Here is a 20188-nt window from a genome sequence, read left to right on the forward strand (position 1 = left end):
TTCATGTTCATAAGACATTCCCGGCTGGACCGCTTTATTCTCGCGCTGAATGCCACGTTCTTGACGCTCGCTGTATTGGTAGTGGTGCTTCCGCTCGTTTATGTGGTGATTGCATCCTTCATGGACCCATCGGTATTGCTCAGTCATGGATTATCATTCAAAGTTTCGGACTGGTCATTAGACGGCTACAAAATGATCCTTACAAATCCGGCTATGATCCGCGGGTTTGGAAACGCTGTTTTTTACTCCGTGGCATTTGCCACACTTACCGTTCTGGTCTCGATCTGTGCAGGCTATGCCCTGTCGGATGACAGGCTGAAAGGTAGAGGGTTTTTTATGACCTTGTTCATTATCACGATGTTTTTTGGCGGGGGACTTATTCCAACTTATCTGCTGGTCAAAAACCTGGGATTGCTTGACACGGTATGGGCAGTGATCATTCCCGGAGCAGTCAACGTATGGAACATTATCCTTTCCAGAACCTTTTTCAAGAGCGTACCCAATGAATTGAGGGAGGCGGCCAATGTGGACGGGGCATCGGAGATGAGAATTTTCATCGGCATTGTATTGCCACTCTCGAAACCCATTATCTTTGTGCTTGCTCTTTATGCCTTTGTGGGCCAGTGGAATTCCTACTTTGATGCCATGATATATCTGGATAATCCGAACCTTCATCCGCTGCAGCTCGTTCTGCGTTCCATCCTAATTCAGAACCAGGTAGATCCTGGTATGATCAGTGATCAGCTGGCGATGGCGGAAATGAAACGGTTGTCTGAAATCATCAAATATGCTGCAATCGTTGTTTCCAGTTTGCCGCTCATCATTATGTATCCTTTCTTCCAGAAGTACTTTGAAAAAGGTGTCATGCTCGGTTCCCTGAAATAGGGGATGGACTTGAACATAGATACAGATTTGCATTCATCCTACTCAGGAGGTCATGTTTCCATGAAAAAACTGACAAAATCAAAAGTGGTAACCCAAGCAGCTTCTGCCTCTGTACTTGCCTCTATCCTGTTGCTTACGGCATGCAGCGGTGGCGGCGGAGGAAATGCGGCTAGTAAAGAACAGGACCCAAGCGGCAAAGTTACCCTGAACTTTATTACGCAAAGCTCCCCCCTGGCACCGGCCGACCCGAACGAAAAGCTGATCAATAAACGTCTCGAAGAAAAAACAAATGTTCATATCAACTGGAAAAACTTCACCAAAGACGTGTTTGTGGAAAAAAGAAACCTGGCTGTTGCAAGCGGTGATCTCCCTGATGCTATCTTCAATGCTGACTATAGTGATTATGAGCTGCTCAAACTTGCTAAAGACGGTACCATTATTCCATTGAACGATCTGATTGAGAAGAATATGCCCAATTTTAAAAAGGTGTTGGAACAAGCTCCTGAATACAAGAGCATGATCACGGCGCCGGACGGCAATATTTATGCCTTTCCCTGGATTGAAGAGCTTGGTAACGGAAAAGAAAGAATTCAGGCTGTAGACAGCATGCCCTGGATCAATGTCAAATGGCTGAAAAAGCTGGGCCTTGAGATGCCAAAAACGACGGATGAGCTGAAAAAAGTGCTGATCGCGTTCAAGACGCAGGACCCGAATGGCAACGGCCAGGCGGATGAAATCCCGCTGTCCTTTATTAACAAGCCGGGCGCGGAAGATCTGGCCTTCCTCTTTGCTTCCTTCGGACTGGGGGAGAATCCCGATCATGCGGTGGTAAGCAATGAAGGCAAAGTGATATTTACAGCGGCGGATGAAGGCTACAAGAAGGCTGTTTCTTTTATCAATGAGCTGTATAAGGAAGGACTTATTGATATTGAGGCTTATACGCAGGACTGGAGTACGTATCTTGCCAAAGGGAAGGATCAACGATACGGATTGTACTTCTCCTGGGATAAGGCTAACATCTCTGGGGCCAACGATACCTATGAAGTGATGCCGCCGCTTGCTGGCCCGGATGGCGAAGTGAATGTAACGAGAACCAATGGTCTGGGCCTTGGCCGCGGTAAAATGGTCCTTACGAGCTCCAATAAAAACCTGGAAACGACGGCGAAATGGGTGGATCAGCTGTATGATCCGGTCCAGTCCGTGCAGGACAACTGGGGCACCTATGGGGATAAAACACAGCAGAACATCTTCAAATTTGATGAAGCCAAAGGCATGCTGACGCATCTGCCCCTCGAAGGTGCCGCTCCTGTTGAGCTTCGCGAGAAAACAAGTATCGGCGGGCCTCTGGCCGTTCTTGATTCCTACTATGGCAAATATACAACCATGCCGGATGATGCCAAGGGCAGATTGGATATTATCAAAAACATCATGGCGCCGAAGATGAAGGCAGAGAACGTAATGCCAAGCGTATTTAATTCGATTGAAGAGCTGGACCGCCTGACGACGATTGAAACGGATCTGTTCGCCTACGTTCTCAGAATGCGTACAGAGTGGTACCAGAACGGCAAAGTGGATGAACAGTGGGATGATTATCTGAAGGAATTGGACCGACTTGGCCTGCAGGAATGGCTGAAAATTAAACAAGGCGGTTATGACAGAGCAACGAAGAAATAAAAAATAGATAGTGGAGTAGAGGAGAGAGCCATAATGTCAGCTATTACAAAACAAAAATACCGGGGTGTCTATCATTTCTCGCCCCAAGCCAAATGGATGAACGACCCGAACGGAATGGTCTTTTTTGAAGGAGAATATCATTTGTTCTTCCAGCACCATCCGGGTGGAATGACCATGGGTAGCATGCACTGGGGCCATGCCGTCAGCAAGGACCTTATTACTTGGGAGGAGCTGCCTATCGCACTCTTTCCGGATGAGCTGGGCATGATTTTCTCGGGAAGTGCTGTTGTGGACTGGAACAATACGACCGGATTTTTTGAAGATAAGCCAGGGCTGGTAGCCATCTTTACGCATCACCTTGACATGCCGGAAGGGAAACCGGCCGTTCAGCGTCAAAGCCTCGCTTACAGCCATGACAACGGCAGAACCTGGACCAAATACGAAGGCAATCCGGTGCTTGAACATGATACCTTCATTGATTTCCGTGATCCGAAAGTATTCTGGCACCAGGAGACTAAGCAATGGGTAATGATCGTCGCTTGCGGTCAAACAGTCTGCCTGTATCATTCTCCAGATCTGATCCATTGGACCTTTGCCAGTGAATTCGGTGAGGGCACCGGGTCACATGACGGTGTGTGGGAATGCCCTGACTTGTTCCCGCTGCACGTGGATGGAGACACAGCGAACACCAAATGGGTGATGCTTGTGAGTATTGGAGCAGACCCCGCTTTTGTGGAAGGCTCAAGAACACAATACTTCACCGGCGATTTCGATGGAGCAGTGTTTACTCCGGATGAGGATTCCGAGCACGTCCGCTGGCTTGATTATGGAAGGGACAATTACGCAGGGGTAAGCTGGTCGGATGTGCCTGAAGAAGACGGAAGACGTCTGTTTATCGGCTGGATGAGCAACTGGATGTATGCCAGACAGACACCCGCAGAAGAGTTCCGTGGGGCGATGACCCTTCCAAGAGAGCTGTACCTTGAATCCAGACAAGGAAAAATCCTGCTCGTTCAGAAGCCGGTCAACGAACTGGAGGTGGTCCGTACCCCTGTTCTTTCACTCAAAGATGTTACTGTGCAGGAAATCAACGCTTCATTAGCCGATCTCCAGCTTGATGCTTACGAGATCGCTGCGAGGTTCACCCGCGGCATGTCTGCAGGCTTCAAGGTAAGAGCCGGGGCTGGAGAACAAACTGTTATCGGAATTGATGCGAAGGCAGAAGAGCTATATGTAGACCGTCAGACTTCAGGACGGCTAGATTTCCATGAGTGGTTCCCCGGACGTCATTCGGCGGAACTACAGGCACCGGGTGAGATCAATGATCTGCGCATTTTTGTGGACCGTACTTCGGTTGAAGTGTTCAGTAATGGAGGTCAGGCGGTCATTACGGATCTTATTTTTCCTAAGCCTGAATCAGCGGGCGTTGCTGCATTTGCAGAAAATGAAGAGACCCCGTTCCTTTCACTGGAAATCTACAATTTGAATCTGCCTGCCGCAGATGGCGATAACCAGCAATCGGAGGGTTGACAGGATGCGTATAGGAGCAATTGAAGCAGGTGGAACCAAATTCGTATGCGGGATTGGGGATGAAAGCGGAAAAATTCTGAACCGGCTCAGCCTTCCAACCGGGCATCCTGATCAAACCCTCCCTCAGGTGATTCAATATTTTCAAGACAAACAGGTAGAGGCGATCGGGGTTGGGTCCTTTGGTCCGATCGATATCAACCCGGAGAGTCCGACTTACGGCTACGTTACGACAACCCCAAAGCCGGGTTGGGAGAATTACGATGTGCTGGGGACTTTACGGCGGGCCTTTCCAGTTCCGTACGGCTGGGATACCGATGTCAATGCAGCCGCATATGGTGAGGCTAAATGGGGTGCTGCGCAAGGATTATCCAGCTGTTTGTACTATACCGTAGGCACGGGTGTCGGTGTCGGCGTGTATTCGGAAGGTAAAACCATACATGGTCTTGTGCATCCTGAGGGAGGGCATGTACTGACCAGACGGCATCCTGAAGATGAATTCGCAGGCGTGTGCCCTTACCATGGGGACTGCCTCGAAGGGATGGCGGCAGGTCCTGCCATAGAAGCCAGATGGGGGAAAAAAGGCCACGAGCTGCCTCCCGGCCATATCGCTTGGGAAATGGAAGCCTTCTATATCGCCCAGTCGATAACCAATGCCATTTTACTTCTGTCTCCCCACAAAATTATTTTGGGCGGCGGCGTGATGCAGCAGCTGCAGCTGCTCCCGCTGATCCGGCAGGCTGTGCTCCGCAATCTGAACGGTTATGTCAGTTCAAGTACTATTCTGCAACACATCGATGAGTATATTGTGTCACCGGGTCTTGGCCAGCAGGCGGGATTATGCGGGGCTCTGGCCTTGGGGCTTGCAGCATGGAATAATGAGGCTTCCACTTTATAACAACTCAATAGGTATCCTGGCCAGTTATGCTCTGTAGCTGGCCAGCTTTTTACTTATGAATGGAAGGTGGAAGAATACGTAGAGTAGAAATGGAGGGCAACAGATGAAGAAGAAACCCAGAGCATTTCTATGCATTCTGATGGTTATAGGAATCATTATGGCTTCCTCAGGAGTTTACGCTGCTAGTCCTGATACAGGCGGGGCTGCACTGGCAGAGAGTGGCACAGGAAAAGCGGAAAAGGAGGGTCTTTCTATTTTTGAGAACGCTACCAATGTAAATACAAATCTGACGGGTTGGCAAGTAAAAGGAACCGGCAAGTGGGAAGAACCCGCAGATGGACTTCTGCTGACATCTGATCCGCAGGAAAACGTGATGGCCATCTCTGAAACGGTGGTAGATGATTTTCTGTATGAGGCCGACGTCATGATCAAGGATATGAAAGCGGAGGCTAGTTTGATCTTCCGTTCGAATGAAGATGGATCGAATTCATATATGCTGCAAATTGCACCAGAGTCCGGTACGATCCGTATAAAAGATGCGGCGGGTGGGGCAGGCAGATTAAATGAAGAACATCAGGTTTCCCTCAAGGAAGGAGAGATTTATCATCTCAAGGTAAAGGCCGAAGGGACCTCGCTGAAGGTGTATTGGGGGGATCAGTACAAGCCTGTGATTGATATTCAGGACAGTGCATACCATACAGGCCGTCTTGGACTGCACGTCCGGAATGGGTCTGCCTTGTTCCAAAATATAACCGTTAGCGATCTGAAAGGAAACTTGGGTACAGTGCTTGTAAATAAAGGACAGTGGCAGCCTGACCTTAGAGGCTTAAAAGGAACGTCTGTGGACCAAGGCAAGGCACAGCGAATCTATAGCAACCAAGCCGCTGATTTTGTATATGAAGGAACAATCTCTTTGGGTTCTGATGCGGTTGCAGCGCTTGCTTTCCGCTCCTCTGCCGATGGAACCCGTGGCTATGAAGCCACACTTGTGAAGGAAGGGAATCAGGTCCGTGTAAAGCTGACGAAAGCTGACGGAACTGCAATTGCAAGCTCAGAGCGAGCTTATTCGAGCCAAACGGGCGCGAAGCATGAAGTGGAAGTCAAGGCAAAGGGCAGCCGGATTCAAATTTTCCTGGACGGATATACTCCGGCAGCAATCGATGTATCGGATAATTCGTATTCAACCGGAAACGCCGGACTTGCTGTACAAATGGGAAGCGCTTACTTTCAGAATACGTATCTTACGGAGGCTAACAGTTATTATAATGAAACCTACCGTCCCCAATATCATTATTCGCCGAACCGCGGTTCCGCCAGCGACCCGAACGGGCTGGTCTACTTCGAAGGGGAATACCATCTTTTCCATCAGGATGGAGGCACATGGGCTCACGCCGTCAGCAAGGATATGCTGAACTGGAAACGCCTGCCGGTTGCACTTCCATGGAATGATTACGGGCATATCTGGTCGGGAGCTGCAATAGCGGATGTAACCAATGCATCAGGCTTGTTCACGAATTCGGGCGGTAAAGGCTTGATTGCCTTTTATACCTCCTATAATCCGGATGGCCCGAATGGCAACCAGCGTATTGGTCTTGCCTACAGCATGGATCAGGGACGCACGTGGGAATATGCCAAGGATCGGCCGATTGTGATTGAGAACCCCGGCAAGAACGGAGAGGACCCGGGAGGCTGGGATTTCCGCGATCCCAAGGTGATCCGAGATGACGGGAATAATCGCTGGGTGATGGTGGTGTCCGGTGGCGATCATATCCGTTTTTTCACATCAACCAACCTGCTGGACTGGACCTTGACCGATAATTGGGGTTATGGAAATTATGTTCGCGGCGGTGTATGGGAATGCCCTGACTTATTCCCGCTGACCGTACAGGGAACATCAGAGAAGAAATGGGTTCTCATGATCAGTACAGGTGCAAATCCGGCAACAGGAGGTTCGGATTCGGAATATTTTGTAGGGAATCTGACTGCTGAGGGTAAATTCGTGAATGATAACCCGGCAGGAAAAGTGCTGAGGACAGACTTTGGCAAAGAGTATTATGCATCCATGTCTTTCTCGGATATGCCGGATGGACGCAGAGTGATGCTGGCGTGGATGTCCAACTGGGATTATCCGTTCGCTTTCCCGACTTCAGGCTGGAAGGGAGAGCTGACGGTTCCAAGAGAGGTTACCCTGGCCATGACTCATGAGGGGCTTCGCCTCGCCCAGAGTCCGGTCAAGGAAATGGAGCTTCTGCGCAGCGGTCTGTTCACTACAGCTGATAAGATGGTCAGTTCTTCTTCGCCCAACCTGCTGAAAGGCCTGGTGTCAGGTGCGTATGAAATTGAAGCTGAACTGGAGATTCCGGACGGCAGTGAAGTATCGGAGTTTGGTTTTAACGTGCGCGAGGGGGCAAATCAGAAGACGATTGTCGGCTACAGGGTGGGTGAAGGCCAATTATTCGTTGACCGGTCGGCCTCCGGGGTAACGGATTTCTCCAGCCTCTTTAGTACAAGGCATCAAGCGGCAATGACACCGGAGAACAAGCGGATCAAGCTGCGGATTTTGGTGGATGAATCCTCCATTGAGGTTTTTGCTAATGGGGGAAAGGTGGTTTTCTCTGAAGTCATTTTTCCTGATCCGGCCAGCAGGGCAATGAGCTTCTATACCCAAGGCGGCATGGTGAAGGTGGTTTCGCTGAAAGTGAATAAGCTTGGATCGGTATGGAATTCAGACAGCGTTTCGGCTACTCGGATTGCAATGGATACGGGTGACCTTGAAATGGAGATCGGGCAAAACAGGATGCTGCAGGCGACAGTAGAGAACGGGCCGGGCAACGGTGTTCACCCGCTGAAGTGGATGTCGAGCAATGAAGAGGTGGCTGGCATTCATGCAGCAGACTATTCCCAAGCAACCCTTCAGGCGAAGAAAGAAGGGGAGGCCATCATTACGGTATCCACTCCGAATGGAAAGGCATCTGCCAGCCTTGTGGTAAAAGTCTTCGGCGGCGAGTTTCATACCAATCTCAGTGGCTGGAGCAAGGACATGTCCATGGCGTCATGGATCGTAGGCCGGGATGGAATCCGCGGCAAATATTCCAGCGATGCGAATGATATTGCCCAAGAGCAGGCGGGTAATTTTACGTATGAAGCCGACATGAAGCTTGGCGAATCCGGTGGTGCAGGCTCACTTCTGTTCCGTGCCAGTGAGGATGGCCGCAGCGGCTATTACTTGAATCTGGACCCTAACATGAAAGCTGTCCGCCTGTTCTACAAAATCGATGGACGATTCGAAGAGCGGCAGGTACTGGCGAAAGTCCCGACATTCATCCAGCCGGGTCAAACCTATAAAATAAAGATACAGGCAGAAGGTCCCCATATCGTGGTATATGTGGGAGGGCTGAAAATAATGGATCTGAAGGACGGAACATTTGCGGAAGGCCATTTTGGACTTCATGTGTTTGGCGGATATGCATCATATCAGAATGTGAATATGACCGGGGGAGAACCGGCGAACCTGATGACATCAAGCCTGGTGAACGCAGCATTCCAGAAATCTATTTATACAGCTAATCTGGTGAATGGAGAAGCAGTGAATGTACAGGGTGCAAATGAAGCCTTAGACCAAAAATGGGTATTTGTGCCAACCGGAGATGAAGCAGGCTCCTATTCCATCCGTACGACCTCGGGACAGGCGCTTGATCTGGACACGGAGCATAATACGTTACAGCTCTATCCTTATCTGGGCTATAATAATCAGCGCTGGATAGTCAACAAGAATGAGGATGGCTCGGTTGCCATACTCTCTGTCCGTCATAATATGGCTTTGGCTATATCCGAGGATGGCTCTAAACTTACATTGGAGGATTTTCAAACGGATAAAATGCGTCAAAAGTGGAAATTAAGCTCTGGCTTTTAACAGTACAATTCTGTAGCAAAAACCCCTTCCGCCAAGCATGGTGGAAGGGGTTTTTGTGAATGGGCGGATCGAATCCGCTTAAGATTGAGGCGTACAGATTTGATCGATATCAACTCTGCTCAGGCTTTCCCGGCAACAGCCTTGTTCCGCTGTACTTCAGATTCTTGACCGGATTCCTGCCCCACACGTTTGATGAAGAAGGCGAGCAGTAAGCCGATGATGCCAATGCCCACAATGACGAGATAGGCATCATTGATACCCTGGATGGAAGCTTCAGTAATCATTTGCTCCTTAGTGGCGCCTTTACCGCCAGCGGCCATCATATCCATCATGTGGGTTGTGGTGCGGCTGGTCATCACGGTGACGAGCAGTGAAGTCCCGACAGCGCCGGCCACTTGTCTTACGGTATTGGAGATAGCGGTGCCGTGCGCGTTAAGCTTGGACGGCAATTGATTCAACCCTAAAGTTTGGATAGGCATGAGCAGCAGCGCCATCCCGATCCGGCGTCCGGTGGACATGAACACCAGGTACATGTAACTGGTCGAATCCGTCAGGTTCACAAAGCTCAAGGTTGTCAGAATGGTGATCAGCAGACCGATGACGGCAAGCCATTTGGCCCCGAACCGGTCGAACAGCTTGCCGGTGACCGGCATAAGCAGTCCCATGATAAGTGCGCCGGGAAGCAGTAGCAAACCGGACTCCATCGCTGTGTAGCCGCGTGCATTCTGCAGATACAGAGGCAGCAGCATCATATCCGCATACATGATGATAGTAACCGCGATACTAATAACCGTAGTCAAGGAGAACATGTTGTATTTGAAAGCCCGCAGATCAAGCAGCGGGTCCTTCGAAGCCAGCTGGCGCCAGGTGAACAAGCCCAGCGATATGACGCCTGCAGCTAAAGACAGGAGGACTTCCACGCTTGACCATCCAGCGCTGGCGGCACGGCTGAAGCCGTACAGTAAGGTTCCGAAGCCGATGGTGGAGAGAATGACACTGACCATGTCAATTTTGGGATACGAGCGTGTCGATACATTCTTCAAATAAATGAACCCGCAGATGATGACAATTGCTGTGAGCGGCAGCATTCCGTAGAACATGGTTTCCCAGGAGTAGTGCTCCAGGATATATCCGGCCAGAGTGGGGCCTATCGCTGGAGCGAAAATAATCGCCAATCCCACCATTCCCATGGCAGCTCCCCGCTTTTCACGCGGGAAAAGGGCTAAAATAACATTGGTGAGCAACGGCATTATTATGCCGGCACCGGCTGCCTGAATCATACGCCCGGTCAGCAGAACCGGGAAGCTCGTCGCGAGGGCGGATACGACCGTTCCGGCTAAGAATATAAACATCGAGGCCTGGAAAAGCTCACGGGTCGTGAACCGCTGCATCAAATAGGCCGTAATCGGAATCAAAACACCATTTACGAGCATATAACCGGTGGTTAGCCACTGAGCCGTTGCAGCTGTGATATTGAAATCATGCATCAATTCGGGCACAGCAACGCTCATGATCGTCTGGTTCAGTGTCGCGAGAAAGGCACCCAAGATCATAATGAATAAAATGGGTCCTTTTTTCACGGAACTGCCTATTGCTTCTGTCGCTCTACTCATTTAACTCCATCCTTTCAAATCGCCGGTCATAGACTAAATTTACAAAGTGTTGTATAGTTTACAATGTATAAAGATGATTATAGATGAAATTTTCATGCAAGCAAGCAACGATTTCTGGGAAAGTGTTATTTAGTTTACGATTTCGAGCCAATTGTAGCTTTTCGGAATGAAAAACTACAGTTTATTAAAAAGTGTAGTTTGCCTATTCAAAGGTAAAGGATGGAGATTAGCAGATGGAAAATACAACCCCACGGACAGATCCCCGTGTACTCCGCACCCGTGAATTGCTTAGAAATGCCCTTATTGAACTTCTGGAAGAAATGGATGTCCAGAAAATCTCGGTAAACCGCATTGCAGAGCGGGCCAAAATTAATCGTGTTACTTTTTATCTGCATTATCGGGATATTCCGGACATGCTGGAAAAGCTGGCAGATGATATGGTCGAGGACATTAATCAGGTAGTGCACAGCAACTACAAGAGGAAATCGGAGACGGGAATCCAGGAGGATTGGCCGGTTCTGGAAAGTCTTCTGAAGCATATCGCGGAGAATGCAAAATTCTACAAAGTGGTCTTTACATCAAGGCGGAGTACGATTTTTACGGACCGCCTGTTCAGTCTGATGGCCGAAATGATTTCAGCACGTGTGAACGAAAAAGAGATCGGTGTCAGCCAAACGAATGTAACGATTCAAAAGGATATCGCCGTCTGGTATGGCTCAGCTGCCTTAATTGGTACTATCGTTGCCTGGCTGCGCAATGACATGCCGTATACGCCTGCCTATTTAGCGAGACAGATTACCTCACTCCGCGCTCAATAAGGCGGACAAATATAGACATGAGAAGGGGATTGCAGGGGAAACATGTTACATCTTTTCACGGATAGTCTGACCACACTACCACCAGGCATGATCGAACAATTGAATATAGGCATCGCTCCGGTTTATGTTGTTTTTAACAACGCTCAGATTTATAGGCATACTGTGGATATTCAGACCGAAGAAATTCTCAGTCTCGTCATGGAGACAGGGAAAGTGCCGGGTATTGCCGCTCCAGCGGTAGAAGATTTCATACAGCTCTTTACTCCATCCGTTGGCGGGATTGATCAGGTGGTGTATATAAGCATGTCTGCTGAAATTTCTCCTTCTTATAGAAATGCTGAAGCGGCGGCCAAACATTTCCCCAAGGGAAAGGTCACTGTGGTGGATTCCGGATGTTTTTCTTCAGGAACAGCAATGATGACGGTGCAGGCAGCCAGGATTGCCAAGAAGGTGAGAACATGGGCTTCCTTCGGGCAGAAGCTGGACGAACACCGCGCTGCAGTCAGGGAAGAGCTGATTCTGGATCGGATGAAAAAAGTCAATCCAACCGGGAATATATATGGTTTGCCTAACAGGATCATAAGTCCGCTGAAGCTCAAACCCAAGCTCCATATCCAGAATGGAATATCCAGTAATCTGGAGGACACCCTGCTGGGCAACTTGCGGAACAATCAACAAATTGACCGTGAATTCATAGTGATCTCACAGACAATGGCCAGAGAACCAGCGGAGTATATGAAGAACATATTGTATGAAAGCTATGGGTTCAAAAAGGTGATACTCCTCTCCAATATTAATGGATTATTATGCCGCACTACCCCGCGAAGTATAGAGCTGAGCTATTTGCTGAAAAAGTAAATAAAATAAAAAATAGCACAACGTTGGAGGTCATTGACGAGGGAAAACACGAAACGCTATAATCTAAAAAAACGGACGAAGAACGTCCCGTACTCCATGGCATATTGGGGTGCGGGATTTTTTTGTGCAGAGGTGGAGGTCAGAAAATGGGATTTGCCGAAGAACATCATAAATGGCTGGAGTACCATAAAAACCGGAGAACAGGGGAACGTCTGGACCGTTTGGAGCGCGGGCACAGCTGCATGTAAACTTCTGTCTAGTAATTACAAAAAGTTGCTAGTTTGCCCATGGAGCCTGAAATCGCTTTCCCTATATAATGTGCCTATATAAAAATGGAAGCGATAGCTCATGATAAAAGGGGAGACATTGTAATGATAACTGTTGAGGAATTTACCTTTGTGAAGGAGGGGAACGCAGCCAAGATATACCTTGACCCCAGCGGAGAGGATTATGCCGGATTGCGCCGGGTGGCCGGGTCTTTTGCCGCTGATATTGCACTGGTGTGCGGACTGGAGCCGGACATCTGTACAGAAATCAGAGAGCTGGATGGAACCGCCATCATCGCCGGATCGATCGGCACAAATGGGCTGATTGACCAGTTGATTGCAGACGGAGCCTTGGATGTATCCTCCATTCAGGGCAAGCGGGAATGCTACCGGATTCAGGTGATAGAACACCCGGTTCAGGGCGTGGAGCAGGCGCTCGTTATTGCGGGCAGCGATAAGCGGGGGACGATCTACGGCATCTACTCGGTCTCTGAAAAGATAGGTGTCAGTCCGTGGGTATACTGGGCAGATGTGGTCCCGGAGAAGAAGCCGCTGCTGGCGCTTTCCGCCAATCTGCTCCATACAACCTCCAAGGAACCCTCTGTAAAATACAGAGGCATCTTTTTGAATGACGACTGGCCGTCTCTGGGTTCCTGGGTGACTCAGGCTTTTGGCGACTTTAATGAAGAGTTCTACGACAAGGTATTTGAGCTGATCCTCCGGCTGAAGGGGAATTATCTATGGCCGGCCATGTGGAGCGCTGAATTCAGCCTGAACGGTAAAAGCAGCCCAATCGCGAGTGCCCTGCATGCCGAAGAATACGGCATCATCATGGGAACCTCCCATCATGAACCGTTGTTCCGGGCAGGCAGTGAATGGCAGAAGGTATACAAGGAGTACGGAACAAGTAACCTGTGGGATTTTGCCCGGAATAGACAGGCCATCACAGATTTCTGGGAAGACGGAATCAAGCGCAACCAAAACTTTCATAACCTGATCACGCTAGGCATGCGGGGAGAAAGTGATTCTGCGCTGGAGGGCTCCGATGCAGAGAATATCGAGTTGCTTAAGGATATTATCCGTACGCAGAAAGGATTATTGAAGAAATATCATCTGGAGCATGCCCCGCAAATTCTGGCAGTCTACAAAGAAGTGGAAAAATATTGGTACGGTACACCCGATGTGGAAGGCCTGAAGGATTGGGATGTCCTGAAGGATGTTACGATTCTGCTGGCTGACGACAACTTCGGCAATCTCCGCAAAATCCCTGCGGCACACGAGCATCACCGCAGTGCAGGCTGGGGCATGTACTACCATTTCGACTATCACGGAGGTCCCCATTCCTATGAGTGGGTGAATACGACTCCGCTGGATAAGGTCTGGGAGCAAATGTCCATGGCATTCGATTACGGCATCCGTGAGGTGTGGATCGTCAATGTTGGGGATTTGAAGCCTATGGAGCTGCCGATATCGTACTTTCTGGATTTGGCGTATGACTTCGACGCTTGGGGAACCGGGGCAATCAACCGAACTGCAGAATACACAGGGCGGTGGGTGGAGCAGCAGTTCGGCCATGCCCTGGAAGCGGAAACGGTGGAAGGAATTGCGCAGATATTATCGGATTACACCCGGATGAACGGCCGGCGCAAACCGGAAATCATAACCCCTGCAACCTTTAGTCTGCGCCATTACCATGAGGCCGGGCGGGTCCTGAAACAGGCCATAGAGCTTGAGCAGGCGGCAGAAGCCATTTATGAACGGATCCCGGAACCGCATAAGGATGCGTACTATCAGCTTGTCTATTATCCTGCTGCAGCATCGGCTAATGTGGTGAAGATGAACATTTATGCGGGACTGAACAGCCTTTACCTGGAGCGGGGCAGTGTGCTTGCCAATATCTATGCGAAGCTCGTTCATGAAGCGACCGGGCGGGACAAGGAGCTGGAACGGGCCTATAACAGCGGTATGGCAAGCGGGAAATGGCAGGGGATGATGAGCTCGGCTCATGTGGGGTATGTCAACTGGGATGCGGAAGGGTGGAAGTACCCGGATGTGAGCACCATCGTTCCTGCTACTGGACCTCAGATGATCGTTGATGTGGAGGGGACTGAGCGGGCCTATGTTTCGGGGATGGCCAGTCTTCCGGTATTTACAAATCTGCTGCAAGAGAGCTATGACATTACTATCAGTAATGGCGGAGCAGAAGGCTTTGCCTTTGAAGCAAAGAGCAGCGCGGACTGGATCAGGCTGGAGAAGAGCGAAGGATGGATTGTTACCGGGGAGACACTTAGAATTTCTGTGGACTGGGACCGGGTATACGGGGCAGCCTCCGGTGAAATCACCCTTTCAGGTGCCGGAGAAACCGTGAAGGTGATGGTATCCACGGAGTGGACCGACATTCAGGATGTGCCGCCCATGACTTTTATTGAAGCCCATCATGTCGTGTCGATAGAAGCGGAGCATGCGATAAGCCGCGTATCGAAGTCCGGGGCCGAGTGGAAGATTATCGGGAACTACGGACGCACTTTATCTTCGGTAAAAATGTATCCGGACGGTATATCTTTTGCCCAGCCGGAGCAGGCACCTTATCTGGAGTACCGGATTCTGCTCTGTCAGGACGGGGAGTACACCCTGACCGCCTATACCGCGCCGACGAACAACCTGTCCATGACCAGCAGACTGACATATGCGGCAGGCTTTGATGGGGAAAAGCCGGTGATTGCAGATACCCTGCCGGTGGGCTATGAGGGCGGCAATCATGATAATGAGCCGTGGTGCCGCGCCGTGATGGATAACATTCATACCACAGCCACCCGTCATACCTTGTCAAAAGGCATGCATACCCTCCGTTTCTACGGACTGGATGCCGGTCTGGTGCTGCAAAAGCTGGTGTTGTCCGCTTCTCCGCTGCCCTATTCGTATCTGGGGCCGGAAGAGAGCTTTTATACAGGACAGCGCAGACATTAGTCTTGCAGGGCTGACCGGAGCCATGGGAGGATACCCGGCCGGCCCGGGGTCCTCCGTTATTTTAAGGCGGATGACGGAGGATAGCCCTTGATGTTCTTGAAGACATTGCTGAAATAAGCGACATCATGATATCCGCAATGCTCCGCAACTTCCGACACATTAAAACCGCCTGCCGACAATATCATCTCCGCGTTATTCACCCGCACCTTATTCATAAATTCTTTGCAGGTTAAGCCCGTGTTCTGCTTGAACAGCTTGCCCAGGTAGACAGGATTGAGGCCGACCCCCTGAGCCAAATCTGCAATCGTCACATCCTCAGCATAGTGATCCATGATATAGGCCATTACTTTATGTACTCTAGGATCAAGAATTGGCGTCTGATGATGGTGGGCGATGCTGAGCAGCCGGTATACGATCAACTGGAAGATGGCCCGGCTTTTCATCCGGTACAAAGGCTGTTTGCCCATCCACACATGCGAGAATTCCCTGATATCTTCCAGGATCTCTTTGGTCCTCCAGTTCCTGGTTACCGTCTCAAAGGGAAGCCGGATAGGATTATCCGGGCCTTCCCAGAAAAAATTAAAGGCATAGGAATGCATCGGAGATTCCTTACAGGTTCGGGCTTCCCGGATACTGCCGGGAGGTGCATAGAGCATGTCGCCCGCTTTTACAGTGAATTTCTCTCCGTTGATATAATAATCTGCCTGGCCTTCCAGAATGAATGTCAGATCATGAAAATCAATTAGGCTGCGGCCAATCTCCCAGTCCGGGAAGCATCTCCGGTCAACGAACAGAAAGACTTTCGGAACAAGGTTCTCATATTTGCTAGTGTCCATTAGAGCTATTCCTCCTGCGTACATCATAGCATCATGGTTTGGAATGATAAATGCCTGTCCACCTAATGAAATTGAAAAGGTGTGGGTAGCCTAAAGACGGTAAGCGTCTCAAAATTCCAAACAGGTGAGGATTGAATTCATTTGGACAAAGCTTCCGGTGATGCTAAAGACGACAAAAAACTGAAATGGTGGCAGCTTAGCCTGCTCGGCGTTGCGGGTACCATTGGTACCGGTTACTTTCTGGGTTCCAGTCTGGCAATCTCCATAGGAGGACCCGCAATTTTACTGGCTTACCTTCTTGCTGCTGCCGGAACTTATGTTGTCTTTGATGCGTTATCACGCATGACGGCAGATCATCCAGAGCAAGGATCATTCCGTTCCTATGCCAAAAAAGCTTTTGGAAGCTGGGCGGGTTTTGCCAGCGGCTGGGTATACTGGTTCTCGGAGCTGCTAATTATGGGGAGCCAGCTTACGGCTTTGTCGATCTTTGCCCGGTTCTGGTTTCCGGACGTGCCGATGTGGATCTTTGCTGCAGGTTTTGGTTTAACGGGTCTGCTGATTGTTTTCTTCGGAAATAAGGGCTTTGACCGTGTTGAAAATGTGCTGGCTGTCATCAAGGTGGCCGCTATTCTGATGTTTATGGTGCTAGCGGCGGCTTTGCTGGCGGGATGGATCGGGGGCGGTAAATATACACCTAAACTTCCGCTTACGTATAAGGCATTGTTTCCGGCCGGGGGCATTGGCCTGTGGTCTGCTTTTATCTTTGCTTTCTATGCTTACGGCGGTATTGAGGTGCTGGGAATCATGTCTTATCGGCTGAACAAGCCCGAAGAGGCGCCCAAAGCAGGGAAAGTAATGCTGCTGCTGTTGACTGCGGTATATGTTGTATCGATTGGCCTCGTAGTGACCATGGTGCCCCTAAATGCTTTTAATCCCAAGGAAAGTCCGTTTGTGCTTGCCTTGGCCAGTGATCATCTGGCTTTTGTACCGCATCTGTTCAATGGTGTGCTGATTATCGCCGGATTCTCGACCATGACCGCTTCGCTCTATGCGGTGACATCGATGATGCTTACCCTTGCGCAGGAAGGGGATGCGCCACAGCTTTTTTCGCGGAAGCTAAAGGGTAAATATCCTTTGCTGGCCATGTGTCTGATCTCCGTGGGACTAATCGCAGCGATAGTGATGTCCCTGCTGCTGCCGGGAAAGGTATATGAATACATCACTACAGCTGCCGGATTAATGCTTTTGTACAACTGGGCTTTTATTTTGCTGTCATCAGGGAAGCTGCTCCGAGCGGCAAAGTTAAGCGGTTTTAAGCGCTGGATAGGTCTGGTGCTTATTGGTGCGGCAGTTGCCGGGACGCTTTTCCATGAGATCAGCCGGCCCGGTTTCTACATCAGTCTGCTGCTGGTGGCCCTGATCGCGGCAAGTGATCTTATCGTGCATAAGGTACGCAAGAAGAGAGAGGCCTCTTCCTCCGGACACCGTCCTGCGGAGAAACTGGAAGAAGAGTTTCAGAGACAGGATGGAGGCCCGCAGTTCAAAATTAAAGGCATCCGCATGCGTATGCGCAAAAGTAAGCTTTTAATGAAAAAATAGCAGCCGCATGGCTTGTACCCCAAAATAGAAGCCAAAGCCGACCAGCGAAAGTCCCGACAGCACTGAGATCGCCTTAAGCACACGGGCAGTCAGCAATTTACGGAAGACACTGGACGCTGCCGCCATGGATACATCCCAGAGCAGAATTCCCAGTACAATAGCACCGCTGTACATCAATAGCTGATGCATCGGATACTCGCTGGCGGCTTTTGCCAGGATGGAGCCGTAAATGCCCAGCCAGAACAGGATGGAGAGCGGATTGAATAAAGACATCAGGAATCCGGCCAGAAAAGATTTGGAAAGGGAGGCCTCACTGCTTCTCATTTCTGAGGCTTCGATGATACCTGCATTTTTGATGCTCTCCACTCCTGTGTATACCAGCACAAAAAATCCGAATAACCATAAAAACGCTTTGACAAATGGAGCATCGAGCAGATGGATAATACCGAAATAGACCAAAAGCATGTAAATGATATCTGCACTTATGGCTCCAAGCCCGACAAACCAGGCGTGCATAAATCCTCCCCGGATACCCTTGTCCAATTGTGCAGCGTTAATCGGTCCAATCGGTGCTGAAAGCGACAGCCCCAAAAAAATATAACCTATGAATACATTAATAGTGCCCGCCCTCCTTACTCTACTCTGTAGCTAGCATATTCTGTAAGGATTGGTTATAGGACAACAAATGAAGGCCCGCCAAAAAATCAGGGGCCTTTTTGAGTCTGCTCTGCTACAAGGACAAGGCCTTGTTTGCCGTAGCCACATCATTGGAAAGCAGTTTGACATGAGCAATTTCTTCCAGGAACACGCCACGGAGCAAGTCCCAGAACTGGACCTTCTTTATAAAAATACAAATGGAAAATCCCCTAAAAAGTAATTTTCTTGTGAGGTATCTTCCCCTGATGCCGCATGTTTATTCTGCATCTTGTCACAGAGTTGGAAATTTCCCAAGGAAGCAAAGCGTATGATTTCCTGCGCAAGAAACCACAATATCAACATGTGAATAACAACAAAGGTGGTTCTACCATGAAGGGAAAGAAAGGGGCTCTGGTTGCACTTGCTTCCATCCCGCTGATCATGACATTAGGCAACTCCATGCTGCTGCCTATTCTGCCGCAAATTTCCGGGGAGCTCAGGATCAGCGCTTTTCAGGTCAGTATGATTATCACCGTTTACGGACTAATAGCGATCCTGATGATTCCAATTGCGGGATATTTATCCGACCGATTTGGGCGCAAAAAGGTTATTCTGCCAAGCTTGATCATTGCTGCTCTGGGCGGGGCCGTCTGTGTCGCCGCCGCATGGTTTTTGGAGGGGTCCACTGCATACTGGGTTATTCTGGGCGGGCGCTTTGTCCAGGGAATCGGGGCTGCCGGAGCCTTCCCGATCGTTATTCCTTTTGTCGGGGACTTGTTCAAGGATGAGAAAGAAGTCAGCAGAGGCTTGGGTGTCGTGGAGACCTCGAACACCTTCGGCAAAGTGCTTAGTCCTATTCTAGGCGCTTATCTGGGAACGGTACTTTGGTATGCTCCATTTATTGCGATCCCGATTCTATGTCTGGTCTCCTTTGTCCTAATGATATTTCTTGTGAAGGAGCCAAAATCTGAAGGGCAGGCCGAGAAAAAAGCGCTGGGACAGTTTTTAAAAGGAATCAAGGAGATTCTGCATGAAAAAGGCCGCTGGTTGTATTCGATTTTTGCAGTCGGCGGGATTTGCATGTTCGTAACATTTGGAGTGTTATTCTACTTATCGGAAACCCTGGAGGCCAAATACAACCTTCACGGCTCCGCCAAAGGTTTCGTTCTGGCGATTCCACTGGCCCTGCTCTGTCTGGCTTCTTATGGCAGCGGTAAGATTATCGGCCAGAACAAGCTGCTGATGAAATGGCTGGGATTCGGAGGCATGGTGCTGCTGACAGCAGCTATGGTCATCACAGGCTTCAACAGCAATATTTATTTCATGGTCGGATTCCTGAGTCTCAGCGGTATCGGCATTGGCGTGGCTTTGCCCTGCATGGACGCTTTGATTACGGAGAGTATCGAAAAGGAGAACCGGGGGACCATTACATCTCTGTACAGCAGTATGCGCTTCATCGGGGTAGCTCTGGGTCCGCCCGTTGTTTCCCTTCTAATGACCAGAGGACATTGGGTATTGTTCGGAACGATGGCAGCTGTCGGGACCTTGGGGGGGCTGCTGACATTGTTCGCAGTGAAGCCCAGTGAAGGCGGAAACCCTAAGGATAATAATCCTTTCAAATCCGGGAGAAGCATGAAGAATCCATGGCAACGCCAGCGGGCGCGGTAACTGATCAGGAAGGAGAGGAGAGACGAATCG

13 protein-coding genes are annotated in these 20188 nt (G+C 49.8%); 10 read left to right on the top strand and 3 right to left on the bottom strand.

Annotation, left to right across the window (positions count from 1 at the left end):
* Positions 1–3 precede the first annotated feature (3 nt).
* The 5 genes from A3844_RS16320 (at position 4) to A3844_RS16340 (ending at position 8897) form a co-directional block, all read left to right on the top strand.
* Positions 4–885: a carbohydrate ABC transporter permease gene (locus A3844_RS16320; RefSeq protein ID WP_074086415.1), complete on the top strand. Its 882-nt coding sequence runs from the start codon at positions 4–6 to the stop codon at positions 883–885.
* Between the two features lie 60 nt (positions 886–945).
* Positions 946–2559 (top strand): ABC transporter substrate-binding protein, encoded by a 1614-nt coding sequence (locus tag A3844_RS16325; RefSeq protein ID WP_074107949.1) that lies wholly within the window; start codon positions 946–948, stop codon positions 2557–2559.
* A gap of 33 nt (positions 2560–2592) precedes the next feature.
* A complete protein-coding gene (locus tag A3844_RS16330; RefSeq protein WP_074107950.1) occupies positions 2593–4089 on the top strand; it encodes a glycoside hydrolase family 32 protein in 1497 nt (498 codons plus the stop codon).
* Between the two features lie 4 nt (positions 4090–4093).
* Entirely contained in the window at positions 4094–4984 is an 891-nt protein-coding gene (locus tag A3844_RS16335; RefSeq protein ID WP_074107951.1) for an ROK family protein, read from the top strand.
* Between the two features lie 103 nt (positions 4985–5087).
* Positions 5088–8897, top strand: coding sequence for a GH32 C-terminal domain-containing protein (locus A3844_RS16340; RefSeq protein WP_074107952.1), 3810 nt, complete (start codon positions 5088–5090; stop codon positions 8895–8897).
* A 119-nt stretch (positions 8898–9016) separates the two neighbouring features.
* Here A3844_RS16340 and A3844_RS16345 read toward each other — a convergent pair whose 3' ends face one another.
* Positions 9017–10510, bottom strand: coding sequence for a DHA2 family efflux MFS transporter permease subunit (locus tag A3844_RS16345; RefSeq protein WP_074107953.1), 1494 nt, complete (start codon positions 10508–10510; stop codon positions 9017–9019).
* 233 nt (positions 10511–10743) lie between these two features.
* Here A3844_RS16345 and A3844_RS16350 point away from each other — a divergent pair, with 233 nt between their 5' ends.
* From A3844_RS16350 to A3844_RS16360, 3 genes are all read left to right on the top strand, one after another.
* Positions 10744–11328: a TetR/AcrR family transcriptional regulator gene (locus A3844_RS16350; protein WP_074086421.1), complete on the top strand. Its 585-nt coding sequence runs from the start codon at positions 10744–10746 to the stop codon at positions 11326–11328.
* Positions 11329–11370: 42 nt separating this feature from the next.
* Positions 11371–12186 carry a DegV family protein gene (locus tag A3844_RS16355; RefSeq protein WP_074107954.1) on the top strand — a complete coding sequence of 272 codons (816 nt, stop codon included), beginning with the start codon at positions 11371–11373 and terminating at the stop codon, positions 12184–12186.
* A gap of 371 nt (positions 12187–12557) precedes the next feature.
* Positions 12558–15419, top strand: coding sequence for a glycosyl hydrolase 115 family protein (locus A3844_RS16360; RefSeq protein WP_074107955.1), 2862 nt, complete (start codon positions 12558–12560; stop codon positions 15417–15419).
* Between the two features lie 56 nt (positions 15420–15475).
* Here the strand turns inward: A3844_RS16360 and A3844_RS16365 are convergent, their stop codons facing one another.
* Positions 15476–16255 (bottom strand): AraC family transcriptional regulator, encoded by a 780-nt coding sequence (locus A3844_RS16365; protein ID WP_074101715.1) that lies wholly within the window; start codon positions 16253–16255, stop codon positions 15476–15478.
* Positions 16256–16396: 141 nt separating this feature from the next.
* Between A3844_RS16365 and A3844_RS16370 the strand changes: the two genes are divergently transcribed.
* Complete coding sequence (locus tag A3844_RS16370; RefSeq protein WP_074107956.1) at positions 16397–17854, top strand: amino acid permease; 1458 nt, start codon at positions 16397–16399, stop codon at positions 17852–17854.
* On the opposite strand, the gene A3844_RS16375 is transcribed toward A3844_RS16370, so the two are convergent.
* Positions 17840–18472 (bottom strand): LysE family transporter, encoded by a 633-nt coding sequence (locus A3844_RS16375; protein WP_074086427.1) that lies wholly within the window; start codon positions 18470–18472, stop codon positions 17840–17842. The genes A3844_RS16370 and A3844_RS16375 overlap by 15 nt on opposite strands.
* Positions 18473–18880: 408 nt before the next feature.
* On the opposite strand from A3844_RS16375, the gene bcbE reads away from it, so the two are divergent.
* On the top strand, positions 18881–20158 hold the full coding sequence (bcbE, locus tag A3844_RS16385; protein ID WP_083606894.1) for a bacillibactin exporter BcbE: 1278 nt from the start codon (positions 18881–18883) through the stop codon (positions 20156–20158).
* The last annotated feature ends 30 nt before the right edge of the window (positions 20159–20188 follow it).

It is taken from the genome of Paenibacillus helianthi (assembly GCF_001909055.1).
Lineage (GTDB): Bacteria > Bacillota > Bacilli > Paenibacillales > Paenibacillaceae > Paenibacillus_AQ > Paenibacillus_AQ helianthi.

Bases quoted from the DNA above. Each gene is read 5' to 3' on its own strand.
- A3844_RS16320 (WP_074086415.1), top strand. From the start codon at position 4: ATGTTCATAAGACATTCCCGGCTGGACCGCTTTATTCTCGCGCTGAAT.
- A3844_RS16325 (WP_074107949.1), top strand. From the start codon at position 946: ATGAAAAAACTGACAAAATCAAAAGTGGTAACCCAAGCAGCTTCTGCC.
- A3844_RS16330 (WP_074107950.1), top strand. From the start codon at position 2,593: ATGTCAGCTATTACAAAACAAAAATACCGGGGTGTCTATCATTTCTCG.
- A3844_RS16335 (WP_074107951.1), top strand. From the start codon at position 4,094: ATGCGTATAGGAGCAATTGAAGCAGGTGGAACCAAATTCGTATGCGGG.
- A3844_RS16340 (WP_074107952.1), top strand. From the start codon at position 5,088: ATGAAGAAGAAACCCAGAGCATTTCTATGCATTCTGATGGTTATAGGA.
- A3844_RS16345 (WP_074107953.1), bottom strand. From the start codon at position 10,510: ATGAGTAGAGCGACAGAAGCAATAGGCAGTTCCGTGAAAAAAGGACCC.
- A3844_RS16350 (WP_074086421.1), top strand. From the start codon at position 10,744: ATGGAAAATACAACCCCACGGACAGATCCCCGTGTACTCCGCACCCGT.
- A3844_RS16355 (WP_074107954.1), top strand. From the start codon at position 11,371: ATGTTACATCTTTTCACGGATAGTCTGACCACACTACCACCAGGCATG.
- A3844_RS16360 (WP_074107955.1), top strand. From the start codon at position 12,558: ATGATAACTGTTGAGGAATTTACCTTTGTGAAGGAGGGGAACGCAGCC.
- A3844_RS16365 (WP_074101715.1), bottom strand. From the start codon at position 16,255: ATGGACACTAGCAAATATGAGAACCTTGTTCCGAAAGTCTTTCTGTTC.
- bcbE (WP_083606894.1), top strand. From the start codon at position 18,881: ATGAAGGGAAAGAAAGGGGCTCTGGTTGCACTTGCTTCCATCCCGCTG.